The organism is Pseudoalteromonas sp. Scap03, assembly GCF_013393115.1.
Classification (GTDB): Bacteria; Pseudomonadota; Gammaproteobacteria; order Enterobacterales; family Alteromonadaceae; genus Pseudoalteromonas.
In genome coordinates, this window is the sequence record NZ_VDEU01000001.1 from 3,021,203 (window position 1) to 3,037,313 (window position 16,111).

The window sequence follows — 16,111 nt, forward strand, 5'->3', positions numbered from 1 at the left end:
CATGCTAAAACGAAGACCCACTATTCGCGACCACTCAGCAGAAGCTAATTTATTTGCTCGGCGTGCATTTGTGGGTTTTATTTTTATCTTAGCCTTAGTAGCCATATTATTGTCTAACTTGTACACCATTCAAGTTGACGACCACCAAGATTACCAAACTCGCTCTAATGACAACCGCATAAAAGTAATCCCTATTGCACCTAATCGCGGACTTATTTACGACCGCAACGGTGTTTTACTGGCCGAAAATAAGCCCGTTTATAACCTTGAAGTGATCCCCGAAGAAGTTGATGATTTAACCGCCTCTTTGAAGTCTATCAGCAAAATTATTGAAATAACCGAGCAACAACAAGCTGATTTTCTTGATGATATAAAACATACTCGACGTTTTAAAAGCCAAGTCCTCAAAGCCCGTTTAAATGAAAACGAAGTAGCGATGTTTTCAGTAAACCAGCATAAATTCCCAGGGTTTAGCATTGAAGCGCGCCTAGCGAGATATTATCCCTTTGGCGATACCTTAACCCATGCATTAGGCTACGTTGCTAAGCTCAATAGAAAAGAGCTAAACAAACTTGAGCAACAAGGTGAAGCCACCAACTACAGAGCTACTCATGATATTGGCAAGCTAGGTATCGAAAAATATTACGAGCCGTTACTACATGGTCAGGTCGGCTCACAGCGAGTTGAGGTAAACAACCGTGGCCGTATTATTCGCACCTTAAACATGGAACCACCGCAGCCGGGGGATGATTTAGTACTTACTCTCGACATTGGTTTACAACAAATAGCCCAACATGCACTTAAAGATATGCGCGGCGCTATTGTGGTAATGGATGCAAAAGATGGCGGCGTTCTAGCGCTTTATTCAAACCCAAGTTATGACCCAAATTTATTTGTGCACGGTATTAGCAGCAAAGACTACAAAGCCCTACTTAATCCAGATCTCCCGCTTATAAACCGTACCACTCAAGGACGCTATGCACCAGCATCGACTATTAAGCCGCACATGGCTATTTTGGCATTAGAAGAAAATATAGTGCAAGAAACCACCACCATGTGGGATCCCGGTTTTTTTCAAATACCAAACGTAAAGCATAAATGGCGCGATTGGCGACGTTGGGGCCATGGCCATGTTGATGTTTACAAAGCCATAGAAGAGTCATGCGATACTTATTTTTATGATGCAGCGTACCGTATGGGGATCACTAAAATAAGTAACTTTATGGCCCGTTTTGGCTTTGGTGAACTTTCAGGTATTGATATACATGAAGAAGCAACCGCTATTTTACCCTCAAAAGAGTGGAAAGAAGATCGTTTTAAAGAGTCATGGTGGCGTGGCGATACTATTTCTGTCGGGATTGGCCAAGGTTATTGGACTGCCACCCCGATTCAAATAGCTAATGCGACAAATATTTTAGTTAACAGAGGGATAAATCATCCACCTCATTTAGTGCAAATAGCTAAAAAAGAAGACCAAATTACCCAGCTCAATAATGAAGAAAAGCCACCTGTTGTTCTTGATAACGAGGATCACTGGCGCATTGCTATTGATGCCATGCATAACACGGTTAAAAAGACTACCGGTACAGCACATCGTGCGTTTAAAGGGGCTACATACGACCCAGCAGGTAAAACCGGTACCGCCCAAGTGGTCAGTATTGCTCAAGGCGAGCGCTATGACGCCGATGCACTTAAAGAGCGCCAGCGTGATAACGCCATTTACGTCGGTTTTGCCCCATACGATAACCCTCAAATCGTTGTCTCTATTGTGGTAGAAAATACTGGGGGCGGCAGCTCAGTAGGTGCCCCAATTGCGCGCCAATTAATGGATTACTATTTTGCTGCTAACCCCATTCAATCATCAGGGAGTAAAGTTCCATGACGGCTTTACATGATAAGCGTTCTATTTGGCTGCGCTTGCATATTGATTTGCCGCTTTTTATTGCTTTATTACTAATGATGGCAGGCAGCATCACAATTGTTTACAGTGCCTCTGGCCAAGACTCTGCAATGATGATGCGCCACGGTACCCGTATGGCTGGTGCTATTATTGGTATGTTTGTGTTAGCACAAATCCCTCCAGCAACTTTAAAACGCTTAGTCATCCCTATGTATTGCTTAGGACTACTCATGCTGGTTGGAGTACTCCTATTTGGTGTGAGCTCCAAAGGTGCGCAACGCTGGTTAGATTTAGGCATCACCCGCTTTCAACCCTCAGAGCTGATGAAATTAGCGGTTCCTATGATGGTGGCTTGGTATATTGGCCGTAATCATTTACCCCCTCGAGCGCTGCATTTAGTGATTGGCTTTGCCATTGTTATGCTACCTACCCTACTTATTAAAGAACAGCCTGATTTGGGCACCTCAATTTTGATTGCCAGTTCGGGTGTATTTGTGTTGTTTTTATCTGGCTTGAGTTGGCGTTTAATTGGCTTTTTAAGCTCTGTTGTTGCCTTAGCGGCATGGCCATTTTGGCACTATGGTATGCACGATTATCAAAAACAGAGAGTGCTGACCTTTTTAGATCCAGAGAGCGATCCGCTTGGTTCTGGCTATCATATAATCCAATCAAAAATAGCGATTGGTTCAGGCGGTATAGAAGGCAAAGGCTGGTTGCAAGGCACACAATCACAACTAGAATTTTTACCTGAAAGACATACTGATTTTATTTTTTCAGTACTGAGTGAGGAGTTTGGCCTGTTCGGTGTGTGTGTTTTACTGAGCCTATACCTATTCATTATTGGTCGCGGACTTTATATTGCCGTTAATGCCCAAGATGCCTTTGGCAAGTTACTCGCGGGCTCACTCATTCTGACATTTTTCGTTTATATTTTTGTAAACATTGGTATGGTCTCGGGTTTATTACCTGTTGTAGGTGTTCCCTTACCATTAATTAGTTATGGCGGCACCTCAATGGTGACCTTGATGGCTGCATTTGGCATTATTATGTCGATTGCCACAGATAAAAGGATGCTCTTAAAATAATGCGCCTTTATAAACAACTTATAATTATTACACTCGTTAGCCTCTTTTTAAGTGCATGTAGCAGTTCAAATAGCCGTTACAGCATGCGCCATGATGCAGCGCCTCTTCGAGCACCAACTGAATTAGAAATGCAAGATGCTATTGTCACTAAAGTTATAAAAAGCGCGAGCACCACACGCCCTTACGAAGTGTTGGGCAAACGTTATACCCCTATGCTCGATGAAGCAGGTTATTCAGAAACGGGCATTGCCTCATGGTATGGCCGAAAATTTCATGGTTATCACACCTCTAACGGCGAAATTTACGATATGTTCGCTATGACGGCAGCTCACAAAACCTTGCCCTTACCGAGTTTTGTGCGCGTAACAAATACAGCCAATGGCCAATCTGTTATAGTACGGGTTAACGATCGCGGGCCTTTTCATGACGATAGAATCATTGATCTTTCTTATGCTGCAGCCTATAAACTTGGCTACCATAAATACGGTACAGCAAAGGTTAAGCTTGAAGCGATTACCCTTGCAGATACCCATGCACGAAAAACCTATGTTCAAGTAGCTGCAGGTAGTACGTTAGCCAACATAGAAGCATTGGCACACACACTACGAGAGCAATATAAATTACCAACAAATATCGTCGAAAAAGACGGTATTTATAGATTGCACTTAGGGCCGATAAAAGATGCCCAACACGCGCAACAAGTACTAGAAACATTAAAACAAAATCAATTTCAAAACGCGTTCTTGCTTTACACTCAGTAAGCCCTTTAGAATAGGGAGAATGCATATTTTTAACTTTAACCATTAATGAGTATGATGAAATCTATTAAACATAAAATTCTTACTGGTGTTTGCGGCTTAGTCTGTTCTGCCGCCGTCTTTTCAGCCACCGCACAAATTATTCCAGCCCCTCCTCAAGTTAATGCTAAAGGTTACTTTTTGGTGGACTTCACCACAGGTAAAGTGATTGCAGAAGGTGAAGCTGATACAAAACTTGCTCCTGCTAGCTTAACTAAAATGATGACTAGTTATGTAATTGGTACAGAAATAAATGCGGGTAATATCGCACCCACCGATATGGTAACTATCAGTGAAAAAGCGTGGGCAAAAAACTTTCCTGAATCATCTAAAATGTTCATTGAAGTGGGTAAGCAAGTAAGTGTAGATGAACTTAATCACGGTATTATTGTGCAATCAGGTAATGATGCCTGTGTTGCCATGGCTGAGCATATTGCAGGCAGCGAAAGTGCCTTTGCAGATTTAATGAATGCCCATGCTGAAAAGATAGGCATGACAAATACTCACTTTATTAATAGTCACGGTCTTGATACAGACGAGCACTACACAACGCCACGCGATATGGCCACACTTGGTGCAGCCTTAATCAGAGACGTGCCGGACGAATATGCACTATATAAAGAAAAGTCATTTACATACAATGGTATAAAGCAATATAACCGTAACTCGTTGTTATGGGATGAAAGCTTAGATGTAGATGGTATTAAAACAGGCCATACATCTGATGCGGGTTACAGCTTAGTAACCTCGGCAACGAAAAACGACATGCGTTTAATTGCGGTAGTTATGGGTACTTCAAGTGAGCGTGCGCGTAAAGTTGAAAGTAAAAAACTGCTTAACTACGGTTTCCGCTTTTTTGAAACAATTACGCCTTACAAAGCTGGCGATAGTTTTGCAGAGCAACGCATCTGGATGGGTAACAAAGAGAATGTCTCTTTAGGTATTTTAGAAGACACCCCTATTACAATCCCTCGTGGCCAACATAAAAACCTGAAAGCAAACTTTGAGCTTGACGATACGCTTGAAGCACCTTTAGCTAAAGGCACTAAAGTAGGCACGCTGTTTTTACAACTTGAAGGCGAAGATATTGCACAATATCCGCTAGTTACGCTTGAAGAAATACAAGAAGGTAGCTTCTTCAGCAAAATATATGACTACTTACGCTTACAAATAATGTAAGCACGAGTAAAGTAATATGAACGCCTCTTCTGTGAGGCGTTTTTTTTTGCTTGAAAAGTGCTAGAATGCGCCCCATATATACCAATCGTATTGAATGACTATCGTTGGCTTAGGTCAAAAGTAACATCATTTCAAGATTGTCATTAGCCTGTCAGTTTTAAGCTTAACGTATAAGTTAAGCCAACACTTTTGTTTGAGGAGTTCCCGTCGTGGTTGAACCTGTTAAAAACACTAAATTTGATGAGTACCTAGAGTACCCTTGCCCGTTTACATTTAAAATTATGGGTTTAGCAAACGTAAACTTAACTGATCAAATTTTAGAAAAGTTACAACCTATCGCTCCGGGTGATTATGCGCCAAAAGTAAAACCGAGCAGTAAAGGTAACTATGAGTCAGTCACTTTAGTGGCCACAGTAACAAGCGGCAAACACATTGAAGAAATTTACAACGTGATCAGCAATATCGATGACGTGCGCCATATGCTTTAAGCTATAGTTGAGATTTGTTGTGAGCGAAAACACCCTAATCGTACGCCAACTGGGTCGTCAGCGTTACATGCCGATTTGGCAAAAAATGCAAGACTTTACCGACACCCGTGATGAAAATACGCCAGATGAAATTTGGTTAGTAGAGCATGAAAGTGTATTTACCCAAGGCCAAGCCGGTAAAGATGAGCACTTACTCGCCCCAGGTGACATTGAAGTGATTAAAGTTGACCGCGGTGGACAGGTGACTTACCACGGCCCTGGTCAGCAAATGATGTATGTATTATTTAATTTACGACGTTTAAAAATTGGGGTGCGAGAGCTAGTTACTTGGCTTGAAGAGTGCATCATTGAGTCCCTTTCAGAGTTCGCCATAGATGCATACGCGAAAGCGGATGCCCCTGGTGTTTACGTTAACGACAGTAAAATTGCATCTTTAGGTTTACGAGTTCGTCGTGGCTGCTCATTTCATGGCTTGGCATTAAATGTTAATATGGATCTAAGTCCATTTTTACGCATTAACCCATGTGGTTATGCGGGCATGAATATGGTGCAAACTAAAGAACTAAATGGCCCTCAAAACCTTGAAGCTGCAGGTGAAGGGCTGGTAAAACACATGATCAAGAAGCTTAATGCAACACAGGTTAAGCATACTGAAGGGTTTGAAAACGAATGAATAAACCAGTCAAAATGGAACCAGGTGTAAAACTACGCGACGCAGAAAAAATGGCGTTGATCCCCGTTAAAGTTTTACCAACAGAAAAAACCGAAATGCTCCGTAAGCCAGAGTGGCTTAAAATTCGCTTACCCAAGTCAACCGAGCGAATTGACGGCATAAAACAAGCAATGCGTAAGCATGGCCTTCACTCTGTATGTGAAGAAGCTTCGTGTCCTAACTTATCAGAGTGTTTTAACCACGGTACAGCGACCTTTATGATTTTAGGGGCTATTTGTACACGTCGTTGTCCATTTTGTGACGTTGCACATGGTCGCCCATTAAAACCTGATGCCGCTGAGCCTGAAAAGCTGGCACTGACCATTAAAGACATGAAGTTAAGCTATGTGGTTATTACTTCTGTAGACCGTGATGATTTACGTGACGGTGGTGCTCAGCACTTTGCTGATTGTATCCGCGAAATTCGTAAGCATAATCCAGAAATTACCATTGAGATTTTAGTGCCCGATTTTCGTGGCCGTATGGACAGAGCGTTAGAAATTTTAATTGAAACGCCGCCAGATGTATTTAATCACAACCTAGAAACGGCGCCACGTTTATACAAACTTGCGCGCCCAGGTGCTGACTATAAATGGTCTCTTGAATTATTACGTCGCTTTAAAGAAGCCCATCCTGAGGTTAAAACAAAATCAGGCTTAATGGTTGGCCTTGGTGAAGAAATTAGCGAAATCGAGGAAGTACTTCGCGATTTACGTGCTCATAACGTTGATATGCTTACTGTAGGGCAATACCTACAACCGTCTAAGCATCACTTACCCGTTAAGCGTTACGTGCCACCAGCTGAATTTGACGCATTAAAAGAATATGCTGATGAGATTGGCTTTACACACGCCGCTTCAGGCCCGTTTGTACGTTCAAGCTATCATGCAGATCAACAAGCAGCGGGTAAAGAAGTAAAGTAATCTCTCGCAATGTATAAAAAACCGCCATTAGGCGGTTTTTTGTTTTTTAATAGTTATTTTTACTGTTTATAAAATAACGTTAGGTTAAAGCAAGGTTACTTGAGATAATTATGCTTGAACCCATTATTTAGGTTATATATGAAATTATTAGTTCGTAACTTATCACGTGCCACTACTGAGCATGAACTTCGTACGTTATTTACGGCTCACGGTAAAGTGACCACCTGTAACTTGGTACTCGATAAAGAAACAGGCCAATCTAAAGGCTTTGCCTTTGTAGAAATGCCTAATGACATTGAAGTTAAAGGCGCAATTAAAGCGCTTAATCAAACCACAGTAGACAAAAGCAAAATCCGTGTAAAACTAGCGGATGCTTAATAAGTAAAAAATTGAGATGTTGGAAGTTAACACATACTTTCAATGTTTAACCTCAATTTATATTGCTCAAAGTTTTAGTTATAACGCTTTGAGCAATATAATTAATTGGGTTTATACCTGAGTCAAAATCTCCTTTAAGACCTGCTGCTTACTTACTATATCCTTGTATAAGGCAAATTGGTTTTTTGCGCGATCTAAGTTGTGTCTCTTATGCTTAACGCTAAAGTAATTATCACCATCTATATAATCAGTTAAAAAGCGTAAGCCAATCATAAAGGGCATTACTTTAGCACCTAACCAAAAGCTTTGTTTCTCGGCGGGTGTTAATACCCCCTTTAGTGGCTCAACATAGCCTTTAACAATCGCTGCAAAAATATCTTCACGAACACCTACCTTTTCAAGCGCCGTTGAATCTTCTTGCTCTGCAGAGCAAAATGTTCTGACCATATCACCAAAATCGTTAAGCCAATAACCAGGCATACAGGTATCTAAATCTATCACCGCTTTTGCATTATTAGAGTCTAAGCAAAATAGCATGTTGTTTATTTTAGTATCGTTATGGCACACACGAATAGGCACTTTTCCCTCAAGGGCATTAAGCTCATCGATAAGTGAAAGCTGCGACAGGCAAAAATCAACCTCTTCCTGACAATGAGCCAAACGTTTATGAGGATCGGTGCTAACAACTTGCTTGAATACTTCTGCACGCATGGCCAAGTTATGAAAATTAGGAATAACCGCATGTAAATTGTTCGCGTCAAAGTCTTGTAGCGCTTGCGCAAATTGGCCAAATGCATTGGCCGCTGTTTGTGCCTGGCTAGCAGTATTAACCACATCTTCACTATAACTGCCACCAATAAACTCAAGTGCTCGCCAAGTATCATCATCATTATTAACTAAATAGTCATTCTGAGTCGTCGCTACATGGCGTACTATTGCTAGATTGAATTCACCTGCTTGTTGTTTTTTACTTAAGTGTTGCTCTATTAATCGCGCATTATCAACAAGTAACTGTGGTTTTGGAAACACCACCGTATTGAGCTTTTGTACAACCAGTGACCGCTTCGAAGTACTTAATAACATAGTAGTATTTATATGCCCACTGCCTATGGGTTTTATGCTCGCATGCTTCTCGTCAAGGCCAAAACTCTCAGATAAATAAACTTCTATAGGAACTGTATTCATTTTCTACTTCACTCTTTTCGCCCAAGGCGACAATAATTTAATAGCTACGCTTGACGTAATGCGCACAAAGTAGCCGCAATGGTTGTCAGTTCTGATTTATAGGTAACACCAAACCAAGGCTCTTTTGCAGTGTATACAAATACAGGCTGTGCTTTTACATTAATAGCTTTCTGGATTTGATCAGGTAAGAAGTACTCTTGCTGAGTATTCACGTTATATTGCTGTAAAAACGTTTCAAAGCCTTGTTGCAAATAGTCAAAAAAGCAGGGGGTGATCCCCCAAAAACTCATCGAGCCTAGGGAGTTTGGGCTAATTTTATCACGTAAACCCTGTGGGTTATCGCCAAAAATATGCTCAGACTGTTGTTGAATATTCAAATACTCGGTTACGGCAACAAGCTTTCCATCCGCAATTTTACATACCCCACGATTAACACCACCGTGCTCAGAAAGAGTATCAATAATCGGATACCCTACCATTGCCCATTCAGCGCTTCTTTTAAAGTGCTCACTCAGTAATACAAACGAAGATTTGCCATAATAGTCATCGGCAGTGATCACAATAGCGGGGTTATTAATGTGGGCTTTGGCACACAACAGAGCATGACCTGTGCCCCAAGGCTTTACTCGCTGGCAAAGTGTTGCTTTAAATTGTTCGGGCACCTTTTCAATGTGTTGCTCCACCAGCACCACATCAATATCACTAGGTAATCGGGGCAAAATAGTACGCTCTATTTCACTGCGTACCGCTTGGTTTATGATCAGCACCACCTGCGTCACGCCTGCAGCATGCGCATCAATAATACTCAGCTCCATAATAGTGCAATTTAGCCCTGGAATTTCTGCAATTTGTTTATTGCCACCAAAGCGACTACCTAAGCCACCTGCAAGCACAATTAAACTCAGTTTATATTTTTTCATTTAGAGTCTGCGCATTTAAGAGGGTAATTTATCAAGCCAAGTTTGTAACCACGGCTCGGTGACAGGCCAAGGCTCAAAGTCTTCACAGGCATCAATTTCTAGTCGGTTACCCACAGGTTTAGCTTGTAAGTCACGTAATAGTTCATCAAAGCTACGCCCTGCTGCGCAAAACGTATCACCGTAGCTTCTGTCACCCATGGCTACAATGCCAAATGGTTTATTGGTTAACATTGGAAACGTACTGTTAAGCTGATTATAAAGCTCTGCCAAGTTAGCGGGTATATCGCCTTGTCCTGTTGTTGAAGTAACTATTAAAATATGCGTCGCATTTTTTAGATCTTCTAAACTTGGCTCTGCAAATACGCTTACCTGATGGCCAGTTTGCTCTATAGTATCGCTTATTTGCTCACTTAAACGTTCAGCACCACCATACACGCTGCCTACAAAAATACTAATATGTGCCATTAATAATCCTTTTCTTCACTTGGCCACCCTAACTGTTTGCAAATACTCAACATTGCATCACCTAGTAGCGCTTTAATTATTATCGATTCATTACTGTAAGGATGTACAAAACGCAGTTCTGTAGCAAATAACATTAATCGTCTAAGGGAGAAATGCTCTCTAAAAAACTGATTATGCTGGTTATCACCATGGTTAACGTCGCCAATTATCGGTAACGACAAATGTTTTAAATGGCGACGAATTTGATGTTTACGCCCTGTTTTAGGAAAACACTCTACCAAAGAATACCTAACCGTTGGGTATTTTCCTATGGGAATAGGCAACGCAGCTTGGTGCAAACAGTTAAACTGAGTTTGTGCTTCTTGAGCATCTTTATTCTGATCGGCAAATTTATCAGCGATTTTGTCTAGTTCTTCTTTTAACGGTTTATCTAAAAAAACAGATTCAGGCGCAAATCCGCGTACCAAAGCTAAATAACGCTTTGAGATCGTGCCCTCAATAAACAACTGATTCATATCACGCGCGGCTTCTGAGCTTAGAGCAAACAGCAACACACCCGATGTCGGCCTATCAAGACGGTGCACAGGAAACACATGCTGACCGAGTTGATCGCGTAGCATTTGCATTGCAAATTGAGTTTCATGCTTATCTAAAAAGGAGCGATGAACAAGTAAGCCTGATGGTTTATCAATCGCTACATAGTTCTCATCTTGATAGAGAATGTTCAGTTCGCCGTATTCAACTGGCGCTGGACGTTCAGTCATCTGGCTCTCCAAGCAATGAATCTAATTGCGTCAGCAAAGAAATAATCTCTTCGCTTCCGGACTTATCAATGAGTGTCATTTGCGCCATAGGAGCAATCGCAAAATTACGCGGTAACGGTTGTTTCATTGTAATAATCTGTTGAATTTTTTCTATAAATACAAACTGTAACCACTGTTCAAATGCAAGCGTATCATGGCAAAAAGGGACGCTTGAATGCAACAATGCAGAGTCAATCGGCTCATTCTGCCAAAGCTGATACTTTTTAAGTAGCGCAGTTAATTGTGTTAAATAGAGTTGGGTTTGCTCAGTCATAATCACCCTTTACTTTGTATATTGCACAATTATACCCTGTTCCCTCAACAGTCGCTATGGCGTATAATTAGCGTAATTTTGTAGTAAAAACAGTTGGAAATTCATGAGTGAACATATAGCCACATTAGGCCAGCTTTTAGACGGTGCAGGAACTCAATGGCGTGCTTTTGATATTGGCAGGCATATTACCAAGCTTGATAAACAACAATTTTTAGCTGTTGAACAAGCACAAGTTCCTTACCCTTACCCATTAGCAGGCCATGCATGGCTAGCGATTCAATTTTGGGACAGTAAAGCTAGCAAAGAACCCTATGTGTGGTTTTTAAAATTCCCACTTGATGAACAAAGTAAACTCGTTAGTGCCAGCCGCGACCACTTTGCAGACATGGTAATTCAAGCACTAGGAACAGAAATTACCGGCGAACAAGCCGATGGCAAACTCGATAATAACCCTTACGTATTTACTCCTAATGCTAATAAATTAGCGGCGTTTAATGCACAAGTTAAAGTGTTATTAAAACAACCAGCCTCACAGTATTATGAGCATGCCCAGCTTTATTTTAGTGGCCAGATTGGTTTTGATAATTGGCAAAGTGTGGCGCTACAAGGCATTGCTGATTTTGCTTATCGCCTCAACAGTGCTGATAACTTAAAACACTTACACGCTGCGTGGCCTAATTTACCTGTTGAAGTATTACAACCATTAAGCGCAATGCTTGAACACATCGAAATACCACCCACGTTAAGTGAGTTATTGTTAAGTTATGGACAAACCGCCCTTAAGAATAATGATGTGGTTACGGCTTCTGCCGCGCTTCGCGCCATATCATCAGGGCAAGCAACAGGGCTTAGCGCACAACTGGTTGACTGCGCTTTAGAATCTACGCTTGGGCAAGACTCAGACATTTTATTAACTATTGCAGGTCGCTGCTTTAAACAATTAGAAGAGCCACAGCGTTTGCATGTATTTATGGATAACTGTGCGCACCATGAGAAAATAGCTGAGTTATTTCCCAGCATTTTTGCAGATTTAGTTGCAATTCCAACTATTCGCCCACATTTATTAGCATTACTACGTAAAGAAAACAGAAGCGAGACGTTAGCTCGCGCAATTGGAAGGTTATTCTCTTAAATGGCTAGTTTATGGACGTTCATACTTATTGGGGCTGTAATTTATTTTTTTTGGCTAAATCGTAAAATAGCCGAAGCAGCGAACGTTCATGCCAAACGCCAAAGTGAGCAATTGCAGGTACAACTAATGAGTGTGGCTTGTAGCAAGCGTCGGTTTGGCATTTTAAAAAGTGGTAAACCGGGCATGAAAAGCGAATTTATTTTTGAATTTTCAAGCGATGGTGAAAATGCTTATCAGGGAGTGTTAATCATGGAAGATGAAAAGCTAAAAAGTGTGGTTGTGCCACCACATAAGATATAATTTTTGTAAACAAAAAACCAAGGCGTAACCTCAGTTACGCCCTAATTGCCAACATCCTGTAAGGTATCCTTTACCTGATCCTTGTTTATCATCCACTGAACGAGCAAACTACCGTGTTAGCCCTCCATTGCATCCTGCAATATCCTCTTGCCGCCTTGGCCGTCCTGCGTAAACTAACGCTCCTGCAATATCCTATCGCATCATCCTTGGTATCCTTTAAATAGCTCCTAGCTATTTTAGTACTTCATGTACTTCCTGTTTCATCCTTGCATCCGTGTTAACTTGTCCTTTACGCTTCCTGCTAGTCACTACTATGCTGCCTGATTCCATATCCATGGCATTAGCTCAGTCATTGAGCTATGTCGTCTTGACAAAGTAAAGTTTAAACCAAACGGCTGGGTATAATAGTGAGGAAAACTAAAAAATTTAATGTCACAAAATTGAAAAAACTAAAATAGCTATAAATAACAGAAGCTTGATGCTTATAAACGGATAAATAATGGATTTAAACTGACAAAGAGCACACTAATGTAGGATATATCTCACACTGGTGTGCCCGATTTGGAACATAGGCTTACAGATACGCCATTATGAACAACTACCTTTATTGAGCATTAGCAACTTTAAATAGTAATTCACCCTTAACTTGGTTAAATGAAAGTTGTTTAAAGTGCTCAAAGCCTTGCGATTTAAAAAATTTCGTATGCTCGTCACGAGTCACAAATACCGCTATACCAGAAGACTCAGGATTATCGTGTATTAAGCCATCTAAACCTTTAAGTAAAGTGCGACCAAACCCTTGCCCGTGAAAGTGTGGATCAACCGCAATAAACGCTAAAAAGTAATAATTCCCTTGCGGCTTTAAGGCGTCACGAATGGTTTTTTCTTTTTCAATTAATTGATTCGTTTGTAAATAACCTGCACTTAGCATCAGTTTTAATCGCCAATGCCAATAACGCTCAGCTTGTAATTGGCTATTTGACTCAAACACACAGGCAACCGCTTTTAATTTATCATTGCGGTAAAGGCCGATTAAAGGCTGCTTCTCTTGCCAAAAGCTACTGAGCTCTTCACGGATAAGTGCACGTAATTTTTTTTCATAATCGAGCGGGTTGTCTTCGTTATACCCTAGCAGTGTTTGTAAAATAGGATCGTTTTGATATGCCTGATATATCAGGCTGGCTGCTGTGCTTATATCCTCTGGTGCAATATGCTGAACACTAAAGGCGTCTGTCGATTCTGCTGTGGCTGTCATTTTATTTCCTTTGTTATTTTACACCCCCATCGTTACGCCAAGTAACGCATAAGGGATTAATTTTGAACTACAACGATGACCAAATGCTTATATAACTATATACCTAAGTGAGACAAATAAGCGAATTTACATTTTAGTTAGTACGCTCATCCACTGCATTGAGTCAGATCATGCTTTAGCGACTTACTATTGAGTAAATAAAGCATAGATTCAGTAAGGGTTAAACTGGCTAGATATACCATTCCCCCCTAGAGTTAATACATATTAATTCATTTAGGAGCATTATTATGGATACAACAAAACATACTATTAATACCTTGTTCGCCCAACTAGGACTGCCGGATTCGGATGCGCAAATAGATGCATTTATTGCCTCGCACTCCATTGCCGATACAACCTTGTTGCAAGATGCTCCCTTTTGGGATGAAGCCCAACAACATTTTATTGCCGAATCGCTAGCGGTTGATGGCGATTGGAGTGAAGTAATTGATGAACTAGACGTACGTCTTCGTCAAAAATAATTAATTTTATGGCGCATTTTAATGTGCCTTAGCCACTTTATTGATACCATACCCGCTCGCAGCGTCAATGTTGCGAGCTTACTTTATAAAAGAGTTATAATTGAATGAATGCTGCTGTATTTGAAGCTATTAAAGTCCTTCTTGATGAAGGCAAAGTTCCCACTGTTGCACTAACTAAAAGTCGTTTAACAACACCGACCCCAATGCCGGTTATTATTGCTGCGGTGAGTCAATATAAGAATAATCCTGATTCAATTTATAATTTAATGAAAACCCCAAAGCAAAGTGCCAGTAATGAAGGTCAAAACAGCTCTCAATTAGATAGAATTGAGCAAAAGTTAGATCAATTACTTACACTGCTCGCGCCAAAATAATTTGAGACTATAAATGTTTGTTGTTGATTTAACATTTGATTGCTACCAAGACACCACCTTAGAGCAAGCCGAGCAAGCAATAAACCGCTTGGTAAATGCATTACGTTTTAATGGCCAAATCATTGGAGAAGAATTTCCAACGGTGTTAAAAGATGGCTATTTTATAACACGCGTTATGTGTCCGACCGAAGACGCTATGCATCCACTTAACAACAGTGAATTTGTAAAACACAGTGTTGAAAAGCTTCATGATGCAGGCTTGTTAGCACCTAAAGTGAAAATAATAGGTCAAGACATTCATTCAAACGGCGCCGATGGTTGTAAAGAGCCCTCAAGCTATATTTTATATACTACCTATGTGCACACCTGCAGCCCACTGTATTGTGGCGATGACTTTTTACCCGTTCCGCTATTTAATATTCCGGCAATTGCCAATGGCGATTATAAAACCCTGATTAAATGGCAAGAAGATTGGCAAGCATGCGATCAAATTCAAATTAATGGCGCAACTCGCTGTGAATTTCATGCACTAGAGGAAATAGCCAGCACACAAAGTGATTTGTATCGCCGAGGTAAAGATATTAGCAAACGCATCAGCTTTTTAACTAAAAAGCCAGTTTACTATTACTTATACCGTGTAGGTGGGGTTGATAAAACCTCGGAGCTTAAGCGTAAATGCCCAAGTTGCCAAGGTGAATGGAAATTACCTGAGCCGTGGTTTGGTTTATTTGATTTTAGGTGTGAGCCGTGTGGTTTAGTGTCTAATATTTCATGGGATTTTCAATAAATCCCATGAAAAACGAGCGAAGTGTTGCACTAAATAAGTAGCGCCGAGCCCATTTAAACTGTTAATGTAGCAATAAACTCGCTGAGGTTATTAGCCAGCACATGATGCGGTTTTTTACCTACATATTCTAAGCACACTTCCCCTGTTTCCACTAATACCGTAACAAGTAAATCATCTTGATCAGTTAAACCAATAAAAACACTTGGCGCTTGCTTTAGCTTTCGCTTCATTAAAACATGACCCGTGATATTTTGTTGCAGTAAGTCAAAGTCATCCTCATTCCACGCTTGTAATAATTCTACTTGATGACCATCAACGCTGGCTAAAATACTGCCAGCAAACATATGGCCATAAAACTGGTTAAGTTCATCAGGAAATTCAAGCTCTAATGCGTTAGCGAGATCTGCCAAAGAACCTGCAGGCTCTCTCACTATCGCTTGCCATTGAATCATACCGTGCTCATCGGCTGTGCCTATTTCACAAGAGCTTGGCCATTGCTCATCGTGGGCGATGAGTGGCTGCTTTTGTGTATTTTTGATGGTTTTTTCACTAAAGCGTTGGTGAAGTTGGGCTAATTGCATTGCAACAGACATACTGTGAAACTCATTTAATTTAGATATAATGTCCCTATTG

Annotated in this window: 20 protein-coding genes; 13 read left to right on the top strand and 7 right to left on the bottom strand. The window is 40.8% G+C overall.

Features of this window, described 5'->3' with window-relative positions:
- Position 1: 1 nt before the first annotated feature.
- The 8 genes from mrdA (at position 2) to FHG08_RS13945 (ending at position 7,462) form a co-directional block, all read left to right on the top strand.
- Positions 2-1,882: a penicillin-binding protein 2 gene (gene mrdA, locus FHG08_RS13910; protein ID WP_178956312.1), complete on the top strand. Its 1,881-nt coding sequence runs from the start codon at positions 2-4 to the stop codon at positions 1,880-1,882.
- Positions 1,879-2,985: a rod shape-determining protein RodA gene (gene rodA / locus FHG08_RS13915; RefSeq protein WP_178956313.1), complete on the top strand. Its 1,107-nt coding sequence runs from the start codon at positions 1,879-1,881 to the stop codon at positions 2,983-2,985. Before mrdA ends, rodA begins: the two co-directional genes overlap by 4 nt.
- Positions 2,985-3,746 carry a septal ring lytic transglycosylase RlpA family protein gene (locus FHG08_RS13920; protein ID WP_178956314.1) on the top strand — a complete coding sequence of 254 codons (762 nt, stop codon included), beginning with the start codon at positions 2,985-2,987 and terminating at the stop codon, positions 3,744-3,746. Before rodA ends, FHG08_RS13920 begins: the two co-directional genes overlap by 1 nt.
- 54 nt (positions 3,747-3,800) lie before the next feature.
- Positions 3,801-4,961 carry a serine hydrolase gene (locus FHG08_RS13925; protein WP_008468004.1) on the top strand — a complete coding sequence of 387 codons (1,161 nt, stop codon included), beginning with the start codon at positions 3,801-3,803 and terminating at the stop codon, positions 4,959-4,961.
- Positions 4,962-5,170: 209 nt separating this feature from the next.
- Positions 5,171-5,449: a DUF493 family protein YbeD gene (gene ybeD / locus FHG08_RS13930; protein WP_008109437.1), complete on the top strand. Its 279-nt coding sequence runs from the start codon at positions 5,171-5,173 to the stop codon at positions 5,447-5,449.
- Positions 5,450-5,468: 19 nt separating this feature from the next.
- Positions 5,469-6,122 (top strand): lipoyl(octanoyl) transferase LipB, encoded by a 654-nt coding sequence (gene lipB / locus FHG08_RS13935; protein ID WP_010388277.1) that lies wholly within the window; start codon positions 5,469-5,471, stop codon positions 6,120-6,122.
- On the top strand, positions 6,119-7,084 hold the full coding sequence (lipA, locus tag FHG08_RS13940; protein WP_008109434.1) for a lipoyl synthase: 966 nt from the start codon (positions 6,119-6,121) through the stop codon (positions 7,082-7,084). The genes lipB and lipA overlap by 4 nt, the downstream gene beginning before the upstream one ends.
- Before the next feature lie 138 nt (positions 7,085-7,222).
- A complete protein-coding gene (locus FHG08_RS13945) occupies positions 7,223-7,462 on the top strand; it encodes a hypothetical protein (RefSeq protein ID WP_008109433.1) in 240 nt (79 codons plus the stop codon).
- Between the two features lie 111 nt (positions 7,463-7,573).
- Here FHG08_RS13945 and FHG08_RS13950 read toward each other — a convergent pair whose 3' ends face one another.
- Genes FHG08_RS13950 through FHG08_RS13970 form a run of 5 tightly spaced genes read right to left on the bottom strand, consistent with a single transcriptional unit; the run spans position 7,574 to position 11,109 of the window.
- Positions 7,574-8,647: a phosphotransferase enzyme family protein gene (locus FHG08_RS13950; RefSeq protein ID WP_008109430.1), complete on the bottom strand. Its 1,074-nt coding sequence runs from the start codon at positions 8,645-8,647 to the stop codon at positions 7,574-7,576.
- Between the two features lie 44 nt (positions 8,648-8,691).
- Positions 8,692-9,567: an NTP transferase domain-containing protein gene (locus FHG08_RS13955; RefSeq protein WP_138604996.1), complete on the bottom strand. Its 876-nt coding sequence runs from the start codon at positions 9,565-9,567 to the stop codon at positions 8,692-8,694.
- 15 nt (positions 9,568-9,582) lie between these two features.
- Positions 9,583-10,032 (bottom strand): flavodoxin, encoded by a 450-nt coding sequence (locus FHG08_RS13960; RefSeq protein WP_138604997.1) that lies wholly within the window; start codon positions 10,030-10,032, stop codon positions 9,583-9,585.
- Positions 10,032-10,796, bottom strand: a complete 765-nt coding sequence (gene truC, locus FHG08_RS13965) for a tRNA pseudouridine(65) synthase TruC (RefSeq protein ID WP_138604998.1) — start codon at positions 10,794-10,796, stop codon at positions 10,032-10,034. Before truC ends, FHG08_RS13960 begins: the two co-directional genes overlap by 1 nt.
- Entirely contained in the window at positions 10,789-11,109 is a 321-nt protein-coding gene (locus FHG08_RS13970; RefSeq protein WP_138604999.1) for a YqcC family protein, read from the bottom strand. The genes truC and FHG08_RS13970 overlap by 8 nt, the downstream gene beginning before the upstream one ends.
- 103 nt (positions 11,110-11,212) lie before the next feature.
- Here FHG08_RS13970 and FHG08_RS13975 point away from each other — a divergent pair, with 103 nt between their 5' ends.
- Positions 11,213-12,241, top strand: coding sequence for a DUF3549 family protein (locus FHG08_RS13975; RefSeq protein WP_055012793.1), 1,029 nt, complete (start codon positions 11,213-11,215; stop codon positions 12,239-12,241).
- Positions 12,242-12,541, top strand: coding sequence for a DUF3301 domain-containing protein (locus FHG08_RS13980; protein WP_008109417.1), 300 nt, complete (start codon positions 12,242-12,244; stop codon positions 12,539-12,541).
- Positions 12,542-13,145: 604 nt separating this feature from the next.
- Here the strand turns inward: FHG08_RS13980 and FHG08_RS13985 are convergent.
- Positions 13,146-13,796, bottom strand: a complete 651-nt coding sequence (locus FHG08_RS13985) for a GNAT family N-acetyltransferase (protein ID WP_008109415.1) — start codon at positions 13,794-13,796, stop codon at positions 13,146-13,148.
- 287 nt (positions 13,797-14,083) lie between these two features.
- Between FHG08_RS13985 and FHG08_RS13990 the strand changes: the two genes are divergently transcribed.
- From FHG08_RS13990 to FHG08_RS14000, 3 genes are all read left to right on the top strand, one after another.
- Positions 14,084-14,317 (top strand): DUF2789 domain-containing protein, encoded by a 234-nt coding sequence (locus FHG08_RS13990; RefSeq protein WP_010388246.1) that lies wholly within the window; start codon positions 14,084-14,086, stop codon positions 14,315-14,317.
- Positions 14,318-14,421: 104 nt separating this feature from the next.
- The gene (locus FHG08_RS13995) at positions 14,422-14,691 is read left to right on the top strand and encodes a hypothetical protein (protein ID WP_054202444.1); all 270 of its coding nucleotides are present in this window, start codon (positions 14,422-14,424) and stop codon (positions 14,689-14,691) included.
- 13 nt (positions 14,692-14,704) lie between these two features.
- A complete protein-coding gene (locus tag FHG08_RS14000; RefSeq protein WP_178956315.1) occupies positions 14,705-15,478 on the top strand; it encodes a Zn-ribbon-containing protein in 774 nt (257 codons plus the stop codon).
- A gap of 53 nt (positions 15,479-15,531) precedes the next feature.
- Here FHG08_RS14000 and syd read toward each other — a convergent pair whose 3' ends face one another.
- Positions 15,532-16,071, bottom strand: a complete 540-nt coding sequence (syd, locus tag FHG08_RS14005; protein ID WP_178956316.1) for a SecY-interacting protein — start codon at positions 16,069-16,071, stop codon at positions 15,532-15,534.
- Positions 16,072-16,111 lie beyond the last annotated feature (40 nt).

Coding starts and splice junctions, on each gene's coding strand:
- mrdA (WP_178956312.1), top strand. CDS start 2: ATGCTAAAACGAAGACCCACTATTCGCGACCACTCAGCAGAAGCTAAT.
- rodA (WP_178956313.1), top strand. CDS start 1,879: ATGACGGCTTTACATGATAAGCGTTCTATTTGGCTGCGCTTGCATATT.
- FHG08_RS13920 (WP_178956314.1), top strand. CDS start 2,985: ATGCGCCTTTATAAACAACTTATAATTATTACACTCGTTAGCCTCTTT.
- FHG08_RS13925 (WP_008468004.1), top strand. CDS start 3,801: ATGAAATCTATTAAACATAAAATTCTTACTGGTGTTTGCGGCTTAGTC.
- lipA (WP_008109434.1), top strand. CDS start 6,119: ATGAATAAACCAGTCAAAATGGAACCAGGTGTAAAACTACGCGACGCA.
- FHG08_RS13945 (WP_008109433.1), top strand. CDS start 7,223: ATGAAATTATTAGTTCGTAACTTATCACGTGCCACTACTGAGCATGAA.
- FHG08_RS13950 (WP_008109430.1), bottom strand. CDS start 8,647: ATGAATACAGTTCCTATAGAAGTTTATTTATCTGAGAGTTTTGGCCTT.
- FHG08_RS13955 (WP_138604996.1), bottom strand. CDS start 9,567: ATGAAAAAATATAAACTGAGTTTAATTGTGCTTGCAGGTGGCTTAGGT.
- FHG08_RS13960 (WP_138604997.1), bottom strand. CDS start 10,032: ATGGCACATATTAGTATTTTTGTAGGCAGCGTGTATGGTGGTGCTGAA.
- truC (WP_138604998.1), bottom strand. CDS start 10,796: ATGACTGAACGTCCAGCGCCAGTTGAATACGGCGAACTGAACATTCTC.
- FHG08_RS13970 (WP_138604999.1), bottom strand. CDS start 11,109: ATGACTGAGCAAACCCAACTCTATTTAACACAATTAACTGCGCTACTT.
- FHG08_RS13975 (WP_055012793.1), top strand. CDS start 11,213: ATGAGTGAACATATAGCCACATTAGGCCAGCTTTTAGACGGTGCAGGA.
- FHG08_RS13980 (WP_008109417.1), top strand. CDS start 12,242: ATGGCTAGTTTATGGACGTTCATACTTATTGGGGCTGTAATTTATTTT.
- FHG08_RS13985 (WP_008109415.1), bottom strand. CDS start 13,796: ATGACAGCCACAGCAGAATCGACAGACGCCTTTAGTGTTCAGCATATT.
- FHG08_RS13990 (WP_010388246.1), top strand. CDS start 14,084: ATGGATACAACAAAACATACTATTAATACCTTGTTCGCCCAACTAGGA.
- FHG08_RS13995 (WP_054202444.1), top strand. CDS start 14,422: ATGAATGCTGCTGTATTTGAAGCTATTAAAGTCCTTCTTGATGAAGGC.
- FHG08_RS14000 (WP_178956315.1), top strand. CDS start 14,705: ATGTTTGTTGTTGATTTAACATTTGATTGCTACCAAGACACCACCTTA.
- syd (WP_178956316.1), bottom strand. CDS start 16,071: ATGTCTGTTGCAATGCAATTAGCCCAACTTCACCAACGCTTTAGTGAA.